The organism is Cellvibrio zantedeschiae, assembly GCF_014652535.1.
In the GTDB taxonomy this organism is placed as follows: Bacteria; Pseudomonadota; Gammaproteobacteria; order Pseudomonadales; family Cellvibrionaceae; genus Cellvibrio; species Cellvibrio zantedeschiae.
The window spans coordinates 165025-180589 of the sequence record NZ_BMYZ01000001.1; the positions used below are offsets into that span (position 1 = coordinate 165025).

Genomic DNA, 15565 nt, shown 5'->3' on the forward strand with positions numbered 1-15565 from the left:
CTATTTATGATTACTCGAGGGATTTGTATTCTTTTTTGCACCTTGATAATTGCCTGTACACCCACCGTGCAATTAGCTGTGCCCAAAGAACCTATCAATATTAATCTCAACGTAAAAATTGAGCATGAAATTTATATCAAAGTAGATAAACAGTTGGATGACCTTTTTAGCAAATCCAGCGGCTTGTTTTAATTCGGAGGAACTACTATGAAAATATTTAAGTTAATAAAACCGGTTTTGTGCGCTGCATTATTGGTCATTTCTTTGCCCTTAATGGCGATGACATTGCAACAGGCTATGAGTAGCTTGGGCGATGTAAAAGCCCAAGGCTTGGTGGGGGAAAAACCAGATGGCTACCTGGGTGTGGTCACTAATTCTGGCAATGCAGATGAAATAGTGAAACTTATAAACGAGGCGCGCTTGGCGCAATATCAACGCTTGGCTAAGGATAATAATATTGCGCTTGCCGATGTACAGGCAATGGCAGGACAAAAAGCAATTGAGAAAACCCAGTCAGGCCAATATATTCAAGTTAATCAGAAGTGGGCGAAAAAGCCTTAGCTTTTACCTTGAGCTAGCTGTCTTTACGGCAGCTGGCTTTCGGTTTCAGTTGCCAGGAATCTCAACCACAAATAACCAAGAACGCCTGCAATTAGTGATGCAAGTAATACAGCAATTTTGGATGCGGTGATTTCATTTGCATTGCCGGTAAACGCCAGATTGGTAATAAAAATAGACATGGTAAAACCAATTCCACCCAATAATCCTGCACCAAAAATATGTTTCCAATCTAGCCCTGCTGGTAATTTACAGACACCTATTGCCACGGCGAGAAAACTAACAAGTGTAATGCCAAGCGGTTTTCCAACAATTAAACCCGCCATAATTCCCATACTATTGTTGCTCGCTAATTCGTGTGACCAGTTTGCAGCAATAATTATTCCGGTATTAGCCAGTGCGAAAATTGGCAAAATAATAAATGCCACGGGCTTGTGAAGTATGTGTTCCAAACGATAGGAGGGCGATTCCTCATCATCGTCTTTTTCTGAGTCCTCATCTTTCGCTGAGTCATCGTCTTTCGCTGAAAAGGGAATGGCGAGTGCAAGCAAAACACCGGCGATAGTTGAGTGGATTCCTGATTGCAACATGCAATACCACATGATGGCGCCGCCTACTAAATAAGGAAAAAGGGACATGACACGAAATACACGATTAACGAGGCACAAGAGGCCGAACATACACGCGGCGACGGTAAGATAAAAAAACGAAAGTTTCGCAGTGTAAAAAACGGCGATCACTACAATCGCTGCCAAATCATCCATGACCGCAAGTGCAGCAAGAAAAACTTTTAAACTAGCGGGAACCCGGTTGCCCAAAAGCGCAAGCGCCCCTAATGCAAATGCTATATCCGTAGCCATAGGAATGCCAATGCCCGCTTGGGTTTGAGTACCTGAATTTAGTGCAAAATGAATTCCCGCCGGTACACATACACCACCTGCTGCCGCAACTATAGGCAAGAGTGCATTTTTGAAGTTAGAGAGCTCGCCAACATAAAGTTCGCGTTTGAGTTCAAGGCCAATCAGTAAAAAGAAAATCGCCATGAGCCCATCATTTACCCAGTGTTCAACACTTAAGCCAGCCACATAGGTGTGCCAAAGCTCAAGATAAGCGTGTCCGTAAAGTGAATTGGCAATCGCGAGCGAAACAATTGTGCAAATAATTAAGATAATTCCGCTCGCCTTTTCCGAGTCAAAGAATTGCATAAATGTTTTTGACAGCGCACTTGTGGTGGGGGCCATTTTAATTCCTGTGAATCATTGCTGTTGTACCAGCTTTGTCAGTAAAGCAGTTCGGGAATTATAACTGCATAGATTCCCTTGTTACCATTTCGTCTCGAAGTGGGCTAGCGAACAGAGACGAATGTCACCTGTTAGTAATATCCGCAGAAACTTGCATCATGTGCGCAATCCATGCAGATGGGTATTGCAGGTTTTTGAGTGTCTAAAAAATATTGAGAGGATACACACATGAAATTTACAAAAGCATCAAATCTTTTAGCCTGTGCATTAGTTGCCGCTGCTGCCGCATCATACGCAACAGCAGATGAATCGGGCTGGTACCTCGGTGGTAACATCGGTGAAACCGAGAGCGATCTGGATGTGGAGCGGCAGGCCGATAAACTGGTTCCACTAGGTGTTACAAGCACTTTGAATAGCCTTGATGATACGGATCATGGCTATAAGTTGTACGCAGGGTATAAGTTAAACCCCTACGTGGCGCTTGAAGGTGGTTACTTCGATTTGGGTGAATTTAATTTCACAAATGTTGCATCGCCTGCAGGAAGTCTAAGCGGCAAATTGGAATTGCGCGGTATTAATCTGGATTTAGTTTTATCAGTTCCCTTGACCGAAAAATTGTCAGGTTTTGCGCGTGTAGGCGCGAATTATGCCGAAGCTCAAAACAATTTTGGTAGCACAGGCTTTGCCTTGGCTCAAACCAGCGAAAAGGATCGTGATTTAAACGGAAAAGCAGGTTTAGGTTTGCAATACAACTTTAATTACAACTGGGCAATGCGCGTAGAAGCAGAGCGCTACCGTTTTGACGATGGTGTAAGCCAAATGGCTGATGCAAATATGTATTCAGTAGGTTTGGTGTATCGCTTTGGCTCACCAACCCCGCCACCAGCGCCAGTTGTGATTGCTCCACCTGCACCAGCGCCAGTGGTTGCACCGCCACCACCAGCACCCAAGTTTGAAAAATATACCTTGTCAGCAACTGAGCTATTTACGTTTGATAGTGCAGCTGTCAATGTTCCCCAACCAAAATTGCAAGAAATTGCAACTGTTATCAAGGGCCCTGGCGCACCGGAAAAAATTGTTATTACCGGTTATACAGATCGTTTAGGTTCTGACGAATACAACCAAAAATTGTCTGAGCGTCGCGCGCAAGCCGTTAAGGATTACATCATTGGCCAAGGTGTTGCTGGTGAACGTTTGGTGATTGAAGGCAAAGGCGAGGCTGATCCAATTGTGCAGTGTGACGATAAAAACAAGGCGGCTTTGATTAAGTGTCTTGCGCCTAATCGTCGTGTAGAAATTGACGAAGTGAAGATTGTCCGTCAAGTACAGCCTTAATTATTGTTATCGGAATAAAAAAATGGGTGCTTACTGCACCCATTTTTTTATCAAAAGGAAGAATTAGGTTGCGTTAAAAATTTAATTTCCTCGGGAGTTGAAACTCTTCCAAGCACTTTATTGCGATGAGGGTATCGACCAAATTTTTCAATAATAATTTTATGCTTTAACTCAAAGTCCAGCGTATCTTCCATACCTTTTGCGCTAAAAAGTTCGAGTGCATGCTCATGGATTGTTAAAGATTCGCTATGCATAAAAGGCAAATACATAAACATAGCTTCAGATGGCGTTAACAATTTATCTGCACCGGCGGCCACAGCTTCCTGAGCGAGTACCAAGGCGATAGCATCATAAGAAAAAGCTTGGGCTGAATCCCTAAACATATTGCGCGAGAACTGGTCTAGCACAATAATTTCGGCGAGCCTGCCCTTGGGTGTAATTCTCCATTCAAACAACTCGCCCCTGGTTGCTGCTGAATGAATTGACGAAAATTTTTCGATTATGGTTTTGTCGAGCTCCGCATCTTTTACCCACCATTTCGATTGGTCTATATCTTCAAACCAAAATTTTAAAATGTCTGTATACATAGAGCTCCGCATCCCTTACTAATAAACTTGGTTTTTGCGTTTTAAATGAAAATACGCCCAGGTAAATAACACCAATATTAATACCGCAAAATAAGGCACCTGCCAGGTTAAAGCTTTAGGTAATGCCTCACCACCTTGCTGCTCTGAAAAACTGGCCAGCAAATAGGAAAACCCGAGACTAAATAAACCATAACCTAAATTAAACACCAAGCCTTTAACGGAGAGTACAGTGGCTCTGCGCGAAGATTCCGCTTCCTGATGAAGTACACGGCTAAGTGTAAAACCGAGGAAGCCCATAATTGTCATTAAAAACATGACCGGAAAAATTCCCCACAATGGCCATGCAGGAACCAGCAGAGCAAGACCCAATAATGAACCTAGAGCTATAAACAACAAATTTGCCAGCATGCTGTAACGCTCATTTAATTTTTTAGCGATGCCCGGAATAAATATGCCTAGAAGGCCCAAGGCCGCACCTATAAAACCATAAGTCCATTCAGGCAAATTTATCAGCCGGTAATAGCTGCTGTTAATGGTTGCGAAGTTGCGAACGATGGAATCAATTGCAACGCCGATTAAAATGACCACCAGCACTCTAGGGTGAGTAAACGCCCAGCGCGCCGTTGATAGGGTTAATCCAATCGCATGCCTTATTGTTGATCCAGCGGTCGAGTGAGTGGGTTCAACCATGCGCAAGGTAAAAATTAAACAGACAAAGGCTTGGCACAACACCAGTGCTACGGGGAATCTGTGCACAGTTTCGGCGGATAATTGCCAGCTTGCGGGAAGACAAAAATTAATGGCACGCGGATCATAAAGCAGACCGCCGAGAATCATAGCAATAACAAATCCTACCGAGCGCCAACGCATAGTATTGGCGAGTAAGCTATCCCAGGCTGCCGTGCGATTTTTTTCATCAAGGGAATCGTAAGCTAAGGCTTCGTCTGCACCGCTAGCGCAAGCTTCCGAAAGTCCGGAACATATTCGATTAAGCACGCAAAGTAAAAATAAGGTCGATCCACCGTCACGTGGTGCTAGCAGTAAACACAACATTTCTACAATCATTAAAACAGATGCTGTAATTAATAATTTTCGCCTGCCGATAGTATCTGCCAGAGCGCCGGACGGAACCTCAAAAATAAAAATGGTTGCTGCCCAGATAAGATTCAAAAATACAAATTGATCCAGCGTTAAACCAAGATCTAAAAATAAAATAGCCAGTACGGGGTAGTAGGCGCGGGCGGTAAAAAAAACAGAGAAAATAATAAAGCAGCTAGAATTTTTGGATAAGTCTCGCGTCATTAAATTAGCCTTGTATTGAGTTATTCTGCTAAACGCTAGAGTTTACATAAGGTAAAATTTATTTTAATAAATTACTTTTCAGTTTCATCTTGAGGAATGTCTACCACTATGAGTTCCCTTTCACCGCTTACGCCAGTTTGTGGTGGTAAATGAATCTGCATTTCCAACGCGGCTATACCTATGTTTATGCTAGCCGTTAGCGATATTGGGTTAGTTGATAAAGGTCTATCTTTTAATTCTTCTATAGCAATTTCCAAAATTCGATAGGCTTGGGCAGTGGAGGCCCGAACTGCTTTTTCATTTAGCGATTCAGTCATGGAACTAGCTGCTGTTGAAAAAGAACCAACGCCATCTTTAATCGTGGAGGAAATGCCGCCCAGCGCATCTGTCGCTTTATTGGCTGCTTGCGATCCTAAATCTTTCATTTTGTCGAGCATAAGTGGAAATCCCGTGCTAAAAATAATTGATGGTGTGCATCTTTCAGTGCTATGTGTTTTCTCAATACTACCCGTTTTGCGTAGGCATAAATAGCACCAGCTGATTGCGCCTAACACAAAAATCGTGATTAAAACATTACACCTTATTACGCATCAGGTTTTTATTTAAAAAGCGCAACAGTTATTTGAGCTGTGCGAAAAATAATTTAGTATGAATGTGTAAAGGCTTCTATTTTAGTCGCATTTTTCAACCAGCAACAGTGGCGCGCTAATTTGTTTGCAGGGATCACATTTCGCATTAATAGTAGGACCTGTGTGGCGCAGATAACCGAATTTCAAAATTGTTCTAATTATTTTAGAGGTTTTATCCAAAGGCTGTATTTGCGAAATTCAACATGAGGACGTGGTGATGCATTGCCCTGCAATTTTTCCAAACGAGGCGGAGCGTTTGAAAGCCCTTACCGATTACGGGTTTGATAACGAGCAAATGATCCGCAGTCTCGACCCGGTTGTGCGCATTGCATCGCGCATGTTTGATATGCCGGTTGCCGCAGTCAATATGATTGGCAGTGATCATGTGTTTTTTGCAGCTAGTGTTGGAGTGGGCGAAGTTGATATGCGACGTGATGTTTCTTTTTGCGCACACGCTATCAACCAATCCGACGTTATGGTGGTGCCCGATGCAACCCTCGATGTACGTTTTCACGATAATCCACTTGTCACAGGCGATGCCAATTTGCGCTTTTATGCCGGAGCACCGCTTTTTTCTCCTGACGGTCATGCGCTCGGCGCTTTATGTGTGATTGATGGAAAGCCGCATCACGATTTTACTCAAGAAGATTGTCAGCGGTTATTAGAGTTGGCCAAGATGGCTTCGGATCGTCTGGAGCTACGCCGCATAGAAGTGGCAACCGAGCGTTCGCGTCCAAGCTTTGATGAATACGCCGGCAGTTCAAATACGCCAGTCGTTTGGTTTGACGAGAATTTGAATATTATTGAGTGGAATCAAGTCGCAGCTCAGTCGCTCGGTTACAAAACCCAGGAAAAAAACGGATTGAAATTTGATGCGCTTCTGGCGCAATCCGAACGCGCCACCTTTCTCGATTTAACGAAGCAGGCCATTGCTGCGCAATCTCTCGATGCGATTCACGTGCCGCCAAAAATGAGCGGACGTCGTAAAGATGGCAGCAGCTTTCTTTTTGGTTTTTCCCTGTTTGGTTGGCGCGATGGCGATGCCATGAAATTCGAAGCAGTGCTTAAAGATTTAACGCAGCAGGCGCAAGAAGAGGAAGAGCTGCGTCAACAAGCTAATCTCGATGCTCTCACAGGACTTGCAAATCGCGGTAAATTTTATCGCAGTGTAGAAGAGACTTTAGTGAATTCTACCGCGGCTACAGTGCTCATGATTGATCTCGATGGCTTCAAGGACGTTAACGATACCTTGGGGCATACCTTGGGCGATGCAATTCTGTGTGAGGTCGCAAGGCGACTTGAGCGTGTTGTTGAAAAAAGTGATTTGGTTGCCCGCATCGGCGGCGATGAATTTGCAATTTTATTAACAGGATTAAATGATCCTCAAGCCGCGTTGAATATTGCGGCAGAGGCCATTGATGATATTGCGCGCCCCATAACAATTGATGCTCATACTGTACGTGTAGCTGCGAGCTGTGGTGTTGCCCTGGCCCCTTCACAAGCACAAGAAGCTTTGGAGTTGGTGAGTAATGCTGATCTCGCACTTTTTAAAGCAAAAAGTATTGGCCGCGGTCGATTATTTTTATTTGTACCTGCCTTACGCATGGACGCCATGGCCCGACGTCGTTATGGGTTGGAATTACACAGAGCCGTGGATGAAGGCGAGTTTTTAATATTTTATCAGCCGCAAATAAATTTAATGTCAGGTGCTATCACCGGTGCAGAGGCATTAATACGTTGGCGTCATCCAGAGCGCGGATTGCTTGCTCCTGCTGCATTCTTACCCGCGTTGGAAGGGGGAACTCTTGCGGCAACTGTAGGTTCATGGGTGCTCAATGAAGCCTGTGGGCAAGCGTCTTATTGGCGTCGTAATGGCGCGCCCAATTTTCGTATAGGAATAAATCTTTGCAGTGCGCAATTTCGTGTGGGCGATTTGGCAACGGAGGTTATTGAAATACTGGATCGTCATGGGCTTCCACCGGAAGCACTTGAATTAGAAGTTACAGAAAATATCGTACTGGACAATGACGACATAGTGTTGGAAATTCTTGATCGCTTGCACAAACACGGAGTCGGTATTGCCTTTGATGATTTTGGCACTGGTTATGCGTCTTTGAGTTTGTTAAAAACCTATCCCTTAACGCGTATTAAAATCGACCAATCTTTTGTCCGCGGTATTTTAAATTCCAAGCGCGATGCGTCAGTAATTCGCGCGATTCTGGATATGGCACGCAGCTTCGATTTGGAAACTATTGCCGAAGGTATAGAAACCGAAGCCGAAAAAAATTATTTGCAACGCGAAAGATGCGACGAAGGCCAGGGTTATCTATTCGGAAAACCCATGACTGCTCGCCAATTTGAAATGTTGCTAGGAATAAATGTAAATACAAAAGTGCGTGCATAGTTTGGTCTGGATCGCATTTTTGTTTTACTTTCTAAATTTTGCGGGAGCACATTGTTAATCGCTTTTCTTCATCGATTTTCGTCACGCTTTGTCTATGTTCGTTAGCGTACGGCCTGAGTAAATAAACAACTTTAAGCTGTGAGGGAATTTCGCAAGTTCCTATGTTTAAAACCTATTTACTTGTAAGGAGATAACATGGATACCATTATTAATCTCATTGCCTATCTCGTTGTATTTGGATTGATATGGTGGCTGGTAAGTATGTTGCCGCTGCCGTCGCCCGTCGCACAAATCGTACGTGTGCTGTTTATCGTTCTATTAATTCTGATTATTTTGTCCTTTGCCGGTATATTGCCGAGCAGCTATTTGCCGCATATTAAATTTACCTGAGAGCCGGTCTGTCTCATGCTGCCTATCGAGTAAAGGCAGCATGAGGTAATACGGCGATAAACTGCTAAGCTTGAAGTTAGACTCATTCAAGCAGGAACGCTCAGCGGCAATGGTATCCGATCCTGAAAACAAGGCGCCCGGTTCTGGAAAATCAGCTATTTCCGGGAATACTGCACTTGTACGCTTGGAAAGCATGTCTGCATTAAGTCAGTCCGACAGTGTTAACCCCCCAAAACTTCGTTTTTTCCGTGCTTTGCAGTTATTTGCAATTATGTTCGCCCTTGTATGGTTGGTTAGTGCCTTACTGGTGAGTCATTATTTAATTCAGGAACAACTCAAGGAAAGTCTCAATTCCTCCAGCAATTATGTTGAGGGCGAGGTTGGGCATTTACTGGATGCGCTATCGCAAAATTTATATCGGGCCGAACAATTATCAAAAACCTTGTCGTTCGATCAGTCTGTTATAAAACTCGCTGAATTTACCAATCGTCATTCCAACGAATATAAAGATCTTCCTGATAAAGAGCGCTACGAGGCAATTTTAAAATTACTGGGAGCCAATACGGTAAATCTGCTTTTTGAACAGCTAGCTCACAGTGTTGATTTATACCAAGTATTATTGCTGGACTCGGCGGGATATTGTGTGGGTTCAAGTCGTTTTACCCAAGCGAATGGTTGCATCGGTGTTAATTATCGCGCGCGGGATTATTATTTAAAGGCACGAGATGAAGGCAGTGGCCGTCAATTTGCAATTGGTCGCGTGCTGCCTGTGCCTTCGTTTTTTTTCTCCACAGCAATCAAGAAAGATAATGAATTCCTTGGGGCGGTTGTTGTGCGCCAGGAAATAAAACAAATTCTTGGATTTCTTAACCACCAAAAATCACTCACATTTATCACCGGTAGCGACGGCGTCATCTTAAGCAGTTCACAGCCGGAACTCGTTTATAGTTATGTCGGTTCCGAATTTTTTCCGTCGTTAGATTTAACACAATATCAGAGTATTTATCATCGCGACAAAATGGAGAATTTGAACCTGGATCAAGTTGTACTTCCCTTTGGTGATTTTCCGTTTATAAAATTCCAGGGAAAAACTTATATGCTCGGTCACGTAAAAGTGGAGGGTGGGGATTTCCATATTTTTATTTTGGATAACGTGGAGCCAGCTATCGCCAGCTATTACAACTCCTGGAAGCTGGCCGGAATTATTGTTGTGTTGGGCTTGTTATTGATATTAATGATTGAGCGCAACTTAAATCACAATCAACATCGCATCGCCCATTTAAATGCGTTGTCAGAAGCGAATAAAAATCTCGCGCTTTTAACCGATGAACTCTATGAGCTGAGTGTAACTGATGCATTAACGGGTATTAGCAATCGCCGTTTTTTTCGCGCACGTTTGCAGGATGAAATTAGCCGCGCACAGCGTAGGAATAATTCCCTGTCAGTTAATAATGTGGAGCTTGTTCGGCTTTCATTGTTGATTATTGATATAGATGAGTTTAAACGGATCAACGATAAATACGGCCACCCTGTAGGTGACCAAGCGATTATAACCATGGCAAAAATTTGCGCCGATGCTGTGCGCCAGTATGATTGTGTGGGACGAATAGGTGGTGAAGAATTTGCCGTGCTGCTAACAGATGCAGATAAGGTGCAAGCCTGTGAAGTGGCGGAGCGCATTAGAAGCCAATGTGAAAATCAATTAATCCAATTTGAAAATTTTAATTTTTTTCAAACATGTTCAATTGGTATAGCGACGCTCAACGCGGGTGATACCGCAGATAGCTTGCTGTCACGGGCAGACAAGGCGCTTTATGAAGCCAAACACGCCGGGCGAAACCGTTTTATCTGTGCGGATTAAATAATCGATTCATAAATAATTTCACGCGTCTATTCACGCGTAAGATTAATTAGCTTCCGCAAATAGTTTGAGTCGTCCTAAAGCTTGCTCCCATTCTTTACCTATAGCCTCTAGCGTTAACTTGGCTTCGGCAATTTGCTGGGGATCAAGTTGCCATAGCCTTTCTCTCCCCATTTTTACGTGCTGAACTACGCCTGCATCCGCCAGCACTTGCAAATGTTTGGTAACGCCTTGGCGACTTATATCGGTATTTGCCGTTAATTGAGCAATTGAAAATGCTCCGCCCATGCAAAGCACGGCAACTAATTTAAGTCGAGTTGGGTCACCCAGCGCAGCAAAAACATTTGCAAGCGCTGTGCTGGAATTAATAATAGCGGGCAAGCCCGCATTAGTGAGTGTTGGCATAATTGGCTACATTTTTGAGTTGTGCTTCCCAACCATTGGTGTGCATGCGGAAGGCTTCCATGCGGCGGTTTGATGGAATCTTATCGAAACCGGATTCTACAACCGTGATCAGGGTGCTTTTGTCGGGCGCATCTTTTAGTGTAAAAGTCACCAATGTCGGCTCCTCGACTGAGTAATCAATTGTGAGGTCTACCGGGTAAGGATTCCAGCGGTATGAAAATAAATCCTGTGGATCGATGCGTTCAACAATAATATCAAACCACACATCTTCATGCCCACAACTGGCGTCCATGAGTCCGCGTGTGCGTTGACCGGCAGCGAATGTCTGGTCTTTAAGATTTACACCAAACCAGGTGCCGAAATTTTCTGCCGTTGTGAGCGCGCGCCATACGCGCTCGCGCGGTGCATTGACCAATATGCTGCGCTCAATGCGATCTGTTTCAGATGTCGTACTCATCGCTATCTGCTCCCCATTGCAGTTTTTTCTTCGCAATTATTGCCGCTCTCAAAAGGCGTACCTTCGCCCGTTTCGGTGTAACTTTGCAGGCTTTTCAAAAAGTAATTCCAACCGTTCTTGCACAAGTCGTAGCACTCAAAACCGGGAACCAGGCCGATGTGATCGAAATCTACACGCGTATGCGCGCTTCCGTCTGGCGTTAGTCGAAAGACAATCTGGGTTCCCACCCATTCGTCCTTGCGTGTCAGCCGCTCGTGCTCAATGTGAGCAAGGGTGCATAGCCAGCGCACCTCACGGTTAGGCTCAAGCGATTCAATACGCATGTCTTTGTAGCTATTACCAAAACGAAAGTGGAGTGTACCACCCGCAGTAGTCGAGCCCGTGCATTCCTGTGTCCACCAGCCCTGTAGCCCTTGCAGGCTGGTAAGTGCATCGTAAACCTTGGCGGGGGTAGTCTTACAAATAAAGCTTTGTTGATAGTGATTCATAATATTCTCCTATGTGCAACCAAATGGTTGTGTTTTGGAGTATGCGACTATTGAGTAATAAATGCAACAATTTGGTTGCATTTAAGGGCTGGAGGAGGTGGAATGTTAAGAGCGCTGTTTGGTATCCAAGGCCAGTAATCTATTGGACTAATGCTTGGTCGATTAACGCATTTTGACTTCAACCAGTTCCTTTAGGTAAGAGAGAACATCAGGGCCATCATTATTGCCATCGTCAGAGGGAAGCGGGCGTGGATCTTCTTGGCGGATAAGGAGCGATGTGATTCCATCAACTTCCTTCAACTCGTAGGTCATGAAGAAGTAATGTTCTGGAATATCTTGCAGGTTGGGGTGGGGGAAGAATAATGAATACTTCAAGCGCGATGTCGGAGTGAATTCAAGGACTGTACCCTTCTGCTCAAAAACCTGCCCCTCCCATTCATTGCGAAAAATGATCGAAGTTCCTGGCTCCCATGTCGTTAATAAATCAGATCCATACTGCCATTGCTTGACCAGTTCAGGTACGGTTAGCGCTAGCCAAACTTTCTGTGCAGGCGCAACAATGTTGACATTTGAATCAGATATTTTCATGTAATCTCCAAAAACTTTTATTGGCATAAGGTCAGCCAAGCTAGCATTATTTTTCAACTTTATGAAATAGTTGTGCAGCAAACCCATAGGACGACCAGCTCGTAGGTACGATTAGCGTAGCGTAATCGTACGAATGTTAATATCCAATTCTACGCCTATAGGGTCAATTTCTTGACAGATGTTGGTTGCGTGCGAAACCAATCATCCAAAGAAAGGTATTTGGTAAATTCGGGTTGTTTAGCCATAGCATTTCCCCTGGTTGTGCAGGGCAGAAATAATATTTTTTCGGCTCGAATTATTTAAAACCTATTTTTGCGGTTACCGCGTAATGATCTGACGCGAAGTTTTCACGCTCTTTGATAATGGTTGATTCCAGCGGTTCAATTTTTCCCAATGTGTAAATGTAATCAATCTTGCAGGTTTCGGTAGTGCCAAACGCGTGAAAGGTTCCTGCCTTATCATCTGGATGAAGTTGATGATAGGTATCTTTCGTAGCGATTGGCGAACCATTTTGACCGAGCAGATATTTCATCGAAGCTTCATCTTCACAAGCATTGAAGTCACCTGTCAGTATCGCAGCATGCTTTTTATATTTTCGCTCAGCAATAGTCTTCGCCAATAGTTCTGCCGATAAATCGCGCTCATGTGGTTTTAAGGGAAAGTGCGTATTAAAAACATAAATAAACTTCTTGGTTTTTTTATCTTGTAAATGAACCCAAGTAAAAATACGCGGCCATTGCATAGCCCAACCATTCGAGCCCGCAACATTCGGTGTAGGTGACATTTGCAAGGTGCCGTGATCTCGTTTATCCAAAGTAAATCGATCTTTCTTATAAAAGATCTGCGTTCCTTCACCACCTTCATCCACATTACGCCCACGCCCAATCACATCATACTCAGGAAATGCTTTTTTTAAATCAGCAATAATTTCAGGTGTAGCTTCCTGCACACCTAAAACATCGGGATTGTGAGTTTTAATAATGGTAGCGACGCGAGGTAGGCGAGAGTTCCAATCATTAGGAAAAGGGTCAACAGGGACACGCAGGTTAAATGTCATAACATTCACGTCATTTGCGTGGGAAAGTTGGCTGAATAAACCAAGAAGTAAACTGCATACAATGACTGCTGGGCGTAAACACATTTTTTTAATTCCAGTAGTGAAGATGAATGAAATCGTAGAGGTAGCAAGCTAACTAAATTTGCGTTACAGGTATTGATTTTTTACCACAGTCGCTTGTTATGCATTTTTTCCCGAGAGGAAATATAAAATGTACCCAGAAAAAATTAACTCACCATTTTCAATTGCATGGCGAAATTCTTGCTTTAACTCTGACTCGCTTTTAAAAGTCGTAGGTGATTTTGAACTCTGTAAAAATCCGCAAAGCCTCCATTCATCAAAACCATTATATTCACCATTAGCCCCAAAATCGAAGTCAACTGGACCAGACGATAAACGAACCGCGCAACCATAACCATGCTTAAAATATTTTACTCCACCTTTTAATTCACCCTGCAGGCTAATACCAGACGCAGCCCATTCCATATTACTCTTTGGTAATGCAATGCCTGAAGCATCCAAAAGCTCAATAGCTTCATTGACGGCAGACAAATAACTTTCAATTAGCAATTTCAGTTTTTCATTCATATTGCATAACGCCGAGCTAAGCGGCAGTTTTTAAGTTGCGGTTTTGTGGAATATTTTTGCGCAGCAAAACCACAAAGCCGCGACTTAAAAACTGTCTAGCGCAGGCACGAAGTGCCGGAGCGGTGCTGCAACGACTTGTTAAGCATATAAGGTTACACTAAGTTTTCTAGCAAAATAATAAAATTTGCTACGCATAATTGCGCCCATATTTATTCTTCTCACCTGCTCTACACTAAGAATTGGAACATGAAATGAACAAATAAAGCACTGAGCTGGTGTAAATGGAATTATGAATTCACCCTCTGGATTGTCAGAAACGATGAACTCAAGCAATTTGCTTTGTGCAACGAACCACTTTAGGTTCGGATTTCTCAAAATAAAGGAATCAATTGCCATTTGCATGGTGATACCACGCTTAAAATGCATGGGGACTACACCACCTTCTTCTATGTAGATAGTTTGCTTTAATTCTAAATTTAATTTTTGCTCATCGGTTAGTGTATTTCCAGTAACGCCAACCAAATTTCCTGACATAGACTCATCATAACTTTCGATTGAGGAGCGGAGGCACCAAAGAGCATAAAACTCAGAAATAATTTCATTATCTTTGCTTGAGAGAACGCGGCAACCAGAAGCTAAGACTCTTTCGACAACGGACTGATAATTATCCTCAATTTTCTTACCATAACCTTGCTCTGCACGCTGATCCCAAAGTCGATGAACACAAAACATTTTGTTCCGAGGATTAGCTGGAAATGTATTATTACCCTGAATTCGATGAGCTTGCACCATACCTTTTTCATTACAAAATCTTTCAATTGATTTACTTGGTAGTACATGCTGATTTTTAACCAGTTCGTTGCTCACCATTTCTCCGAGGGCTTAGCGCCGAGTTCAGCGGCAGCTTTTAAGTTGTGGTTTTGTGGAATACTTTTGCGCAGCAAAACCACAAAGCTGCGACTTAAAAACTGTCCAGCCAACGAAGTTGGTGATGCTTGAGCGACTTGTTATTTTTTACACATATTTTCAATCAATTTGTAATTTTTGCTTTCTTCTTTAACAAAAGAACCGGAAACTTCTCTAATTTCATACAGTTTTGCAGAACAGTCCTTTCCTCTAGGTGTTGAAACAATGTCATAAACAGCTTCATAGTTTGCGTTTTCTACAGGCGTGAATTCAATTTTTTTCATACACCAAGAATACTCAATTGAATAAAGCGATATGCCGGATATTCCAACACCAGCAAAAGAAAATGCAATTGGCTTGTTCGCCTCAACTTTTAGCTCAGTCTGTTGCTTTTTCGGCACCGCGCTATCATAAAGAGGCATACCAATGATTCGGCCCGCTTGACGATCAGCCACTAGATTTGCCTTTATACCTAAAATTGCCATTTCATCACTAGGCGCAGGTCTAGGCGCAATGCAATCAACGCCTCGATTAATAAAAACATCGTTATTATTACCCGGAATTGCCACTAAACGTAAATTTGCTGTTTTGCTGTCTGGGTTAGCTTTATATCCGCTGGTTGTGCAAGCACATAGCAAATTAATATTTGCGATTATAATAAAAATTTTTAATGATGTTTTCATTTGCTTTTTCCCTTAGATAAAATAACGCCGAGTTCAGCGGCAGCTTTTGAGTTTTGGTTTTATGGAACACTTTTGCGCAGAAAAAC

At 43.2% G+C, this 15565-nt stretch carries 18 protein-coding genes; 6 read left to right on the top strand and 12 right to left on the bottom strand.

Going from position 1 to position 15565, the window contains the following annotated elements:
- Positions 1-6: 6 nt before the first annotated feature.
- Both IE104_RS00775 and IE104_RS00780 read left to right on the top strand, forming a co-directional pair.
- Positions 7-192 (top strand): YnbE family lipoprotein, encoded by a 186-nt coding sequence (locus IE104_RS00775; protein WP_189415134.1) that lies wholly within the window; start codon positions 7-9, stop codon positions 190-192.
- 15 nt (positions 193-207) lie between these two features.
- Positions 208-561: a YdbL family probable chaperone protein gene (locus IE104_RS00780; protein WP_189415136.1), complete on the top strand. Its 354-nt coding sequence runs from the start codon at positions 208-210 to the stop codon at positions 559-561.
- 23 nt (positions 562-584) lie between these two features.
- On the opposite strand, the gene nhaA is transcribed toward IE104_RS00780, so the two are convergent.
- The gene (gene nhaA, locus IE104_RS00785; protein ID WP_189415138.1) at positions 585-1799 is read right to left on the bottom strand and encodes a Na+/H+ antiporter NhaA; all 1215 of its coding nucleotides are present in this window, start codon (positions 1797-1799) and stop codon (positions 585-587) included.
- 228 nt (positions 1800-2027) lie between these two features.
- Here nhaA and IE104_RS00790 point away from each other — a divergent pair, with 228 nt between their 5' ends.
- Complete coding sequence (locus IE104_RS00790; protein ID WP_189415140.1) at positions 2028-3134, top strand: outer membrane beta-barrel protein; 1107 nt, start codon at positions 2028-2030, stop codon at positions 3132-3134.
- A gap of 50 nt (positions 3135-3184) precedes the next feature.
- Here IE104_RS00790 and IE104_RS00795 read toward each other — a convergent pair whose 3' ends face one another.
- The 3 genes from IE104_RS00795 to IE104_RS00805 all read right to left on the bottom strand — a co-directional run bounded on the left by IE104_RS00795 (position 3185) and on the right by IE104_RS00805 (position 5460).
- On the bottom strand, positions 3185-3721 hold the full coding sequence (locus IE104_RS00795) for a DUF924 family protein (RefSeq protein ID WP_189415142.1): 537 nt from the start codon (positions 3719-3721) through the stop codon (positions 3185-3187).
- 18 nt (positions 3722-3739) lie between these two features.
- Positions 3740-5023: an MFS transporter gene (locus tag IE104_RS00800; protein WP_189415144.1), complete on the bottom strand. Its 1284-nt coding sequence runs from the start codon at positions 5021-5023 to the stop codon at positions 3740-3742.
- 71 nt (positions 5024-5094) lie between these two features.
- On the bottom strand, positions 5095-5460 hold the full coding sequence (locus IE104_RS00805; RefSeq protein WP_189415146.1) for a hypothetical protein: 366 nt from the start codon (positions 5458-5460) through the stop codon (positions 5095-5097).
- A gap of 409 nt (positions 5461-5869) precedes the next feature.
- Between IE104_RS00805 and IE104_RS00810 the strand changes: the two genes are divergently transcribed.
- From IE104_RS00810 to IE104_RS00820, 3 genes are all read left to right on the top strand, one after another.
- Complete coding sequence (locus IE104_RS00810; protein WP_189415147.1) at positions 5870-8056, top strand: putative bifunctional diguanylate cyclase/phosphodiesterase; 2187 nt, start codon at positions 5870-5872, stop codon at positions 8054-8056.
- Positions 8057-8251: 195 nt separating this feature from the next.
- The gene (locus tag IE104_RS00815; RefSeq protein WP_189415149.1) at positions 8252-8446 is read left to right on the top strand and encodes a Thivi_2564 family membrane protein; all 195 of its coding nucleotides are present in this window, start codon (positions 8252-8254) and stop codon (positions 8444-8446) included.
- A 109-nt stretch (positions 8447-8555) separates the two neighbouring features.
- On the top strand, positions 8556-10307 hold the full coding sequence (locus IE104_RS00820) for a sensor domain-containing diguanylate cyclase (protein ID WP_189415151.1): 1752 nt from the start codon (positions 8556-8558) through the stop codon (positions 10305-10307).
- A 45-nt stretch (positions 10308-10352) separates the two neighbouring features.
- On the opposite strand, the gene IE104_RS00825 is transcribed toward IE104_RS00820, so the two are convergent.
- The 8 genes from IE104_RS00825 to IE104_RS00860 form a co-directional block, all read right to left on the bottom strand.
- Positions 10353-10712, bottom strand: coding sequence for an ArsR/SmtB family transcription factor (locus IE104_RS00825; protein WP_189415153.1), 360 nt, complete (start codon positions 10710-10712; stop codon positions 10353-10355).
- On the bottom strand, positions 10696-11169 hold the full coding sequence (locus IE104_RS00830; RefSeq protein WP_189415155.1) for an SRPBCC family protein: 474 nt from the start codon (positions 11167-11169) through the stop codon (positions 10696-10698). The genes IE104_RS00825 and IE104_RS00830 overlap by 17 nt, the downstream gene beginning before the upstream one ends.
- 2 nt (positions 11170-11171) lie before the next feature.
- Entirely contained in the window at positions 11172-11657 is a 486-nt protein-coding gene (locus tag IE104_RS00835) for an SRPBCC family protein (RefSeq protein WP_189415158.1), read from the bottom strand.
- Between the two features lie 162 nt (positions 11658-11819).
- Positions 11820-12245, bottom strand: coding sequence for an SRPBCC family protein (locus IE104_RS00840; RefSeq protein WP_189415160.1), 426 nt, complete (start codon positions 12243-12245; stop codon positions 11820-11822).
- A gap of 295 nt (positions 12246-12540) precedes the next feature.
- On the bottom strand, positions 12541-13302 hold the full coding sequence (locus tag IE104_RS00845; RefSeq protein ID WP_189415162.1) for an endonuclease/exonuclease/phosphatase family protein: 762 nt from the start codon (positions 13300-13302) through the stop codon (positions 12541-12543).
- Between the two features lie 180 nt (positions 13303-13482).
- Entirely contained in the window at positions 13483-13890 is a 408-nt protein-coding gene (locus tag IE104_RS00850; protein ID WP_189415164.1) for a DUF6896 domain-containing protein, read from the bottom strand.
- A 138-nt stretch (positions 13891-14028) separates the two neighbouring features.
- Complete coding sequence (locus IE104_RS00855) at positions 14029-14757, bottom strand: DUF4238 domain-containing protein (RefSeq protein WP_189415165.1); 729 nt, start codon at positions 14755-14757, stop codon at positions 14029-14031.
- A 140-nt stretch (positions 14758-14897) separates the two neighbouring features.
- The gene (locus IE104_RS00860) at positions 14898-15479 is read right to left on the bottom strand and encodes a hypothetical protein (RefSeq protein WP_189415167.1); all 582 of its coding nucleotides are present in this window, start codon (positions 15477-15479) and stop codon (positions 14898-14900) included.
- Positions 15480-15565 lie beyond the last annotated feature (86 nt).

Excerpts from the sequence above, each read along its gene's own strand:
- IE104_RS00840 (WP_189415160.1), bottom strand. The coding sequence starts at position 12,245 with ATGAAAATATCTGATTCAAATGTCAACATTGTTGCGCCTGCACAGAAA.
- IE104_RS00830 (WP_189415155.1), bottom strand. The coding sequence starts at position 11,169 with ATGAGTACGACATCTGAAACAGATCGCATTGAGCGCAGCATATTGGTC.
- IE104_RS00810 (WP_189415147.1), top strand. The coding sequence starts at position 5,870 with ATGCATTGCCCTGCAATTTTTCCAAACGAGGCGGAGCGTTTGAAAGCC.
- nhaA (WP_189415138.1), bottom strand. The coding sequence starts at position 1,799 with ATGGCCCCCACCACAAGTGCGCTGTCAAAAACATTTATGCAATTCTTT.
- IE104_RS00800 (WP_189415144.1), bottom strand. The coding sequence starts at position 5,023 with ATGACGCGAGACTTATCCAAAAATTCTAGCTGCTTTATTATTTTCTCT.
- IE104_RS00795 (WP_189415142.1), bottom strand. The coding sequence starts at position 3,721 with ATGTATACAGACATTTTAAAATTTTGGTTTGAAGATATAGACCAATCG.
- IE104_RS00825 (WP_189415153.1), bottom strand. The coding sequence starts at position 10,712 with ATGCCAACACTCACTAATGCGGGCTTGCCCGCTATTATTAATTCCAGC.
- IE104_RS00820 (WP_189415151.1), top strand. The coding sequence starts at position 8,556 with ATGGTATCCGATCCTGAAAACAAGGCGCCCGGTTCTGGAAAATCAGCT.
- IE104_RS00775 (WP_189415134.1), top strand. The coding sequence starts at position 7 with ATGATTACTCGAGGGATTTGTATTCTTTTTTGCACCTTGATAATTGCC.
- IE104_RS00845 (WP_189415162.1), bottom strand. The coding sequence starts at position 13,302 with ATGACATTTAACCTGCGTGTCCCTGTTGACCCTTTTCCTAATGATTGG.
- IE104_RS00805 (WP_189415146.1), bottom strand. The coding sequence starts at position 5,460 with ATGCTCGACAAAATGAAAGATTTAGGATCGCAAGCAGCCAATAAAGCG.
- IE104_RS00860 (WP_189415167.1), bottom strand. The coding sequence starts at position 15,479 with ATGAAAACATCATTAAAAATTTTTATTATAATCGCAAATATTAATTTG.
- IE104_RS00835 (WP_189415158.1), bottom strand. The coding sequence starts at position 11,657 with ATGAATCACTATCAACAAAGCTTTATTTGTAAGACTACCCCCGCCAAG.
- IE104_RS00790 (WP_189415140.1), top strand. The coding sequence starts at position 2,028 with ATGAAATTTACAAAAGCATCAAATCTTTTAGCCTGTGCATTAGTTGCC.
- IE104_RS00780 (WP_189415136.1), top strand. The coding sequence starts at position 208 with ATGAAAATATTTAAGTTAATAAAACCGGTTTTGTGCGCTGCATTATTG.
- IE104_RS00850 (WP_189415164.1), bottom strand. The coding sequence starts at position 13,890 with ATGAATGAAAAACTGAAATTGCTAATTGAAAGTTATTTGTCTGCCGTC.
- IE104_RS00815 (WP_189415149.1), top strand. The coding sequence starts at position 8,252 with ATGGATACCATTATTAATCTCATTGCCTATCTCGTTGTATTTGGATTG.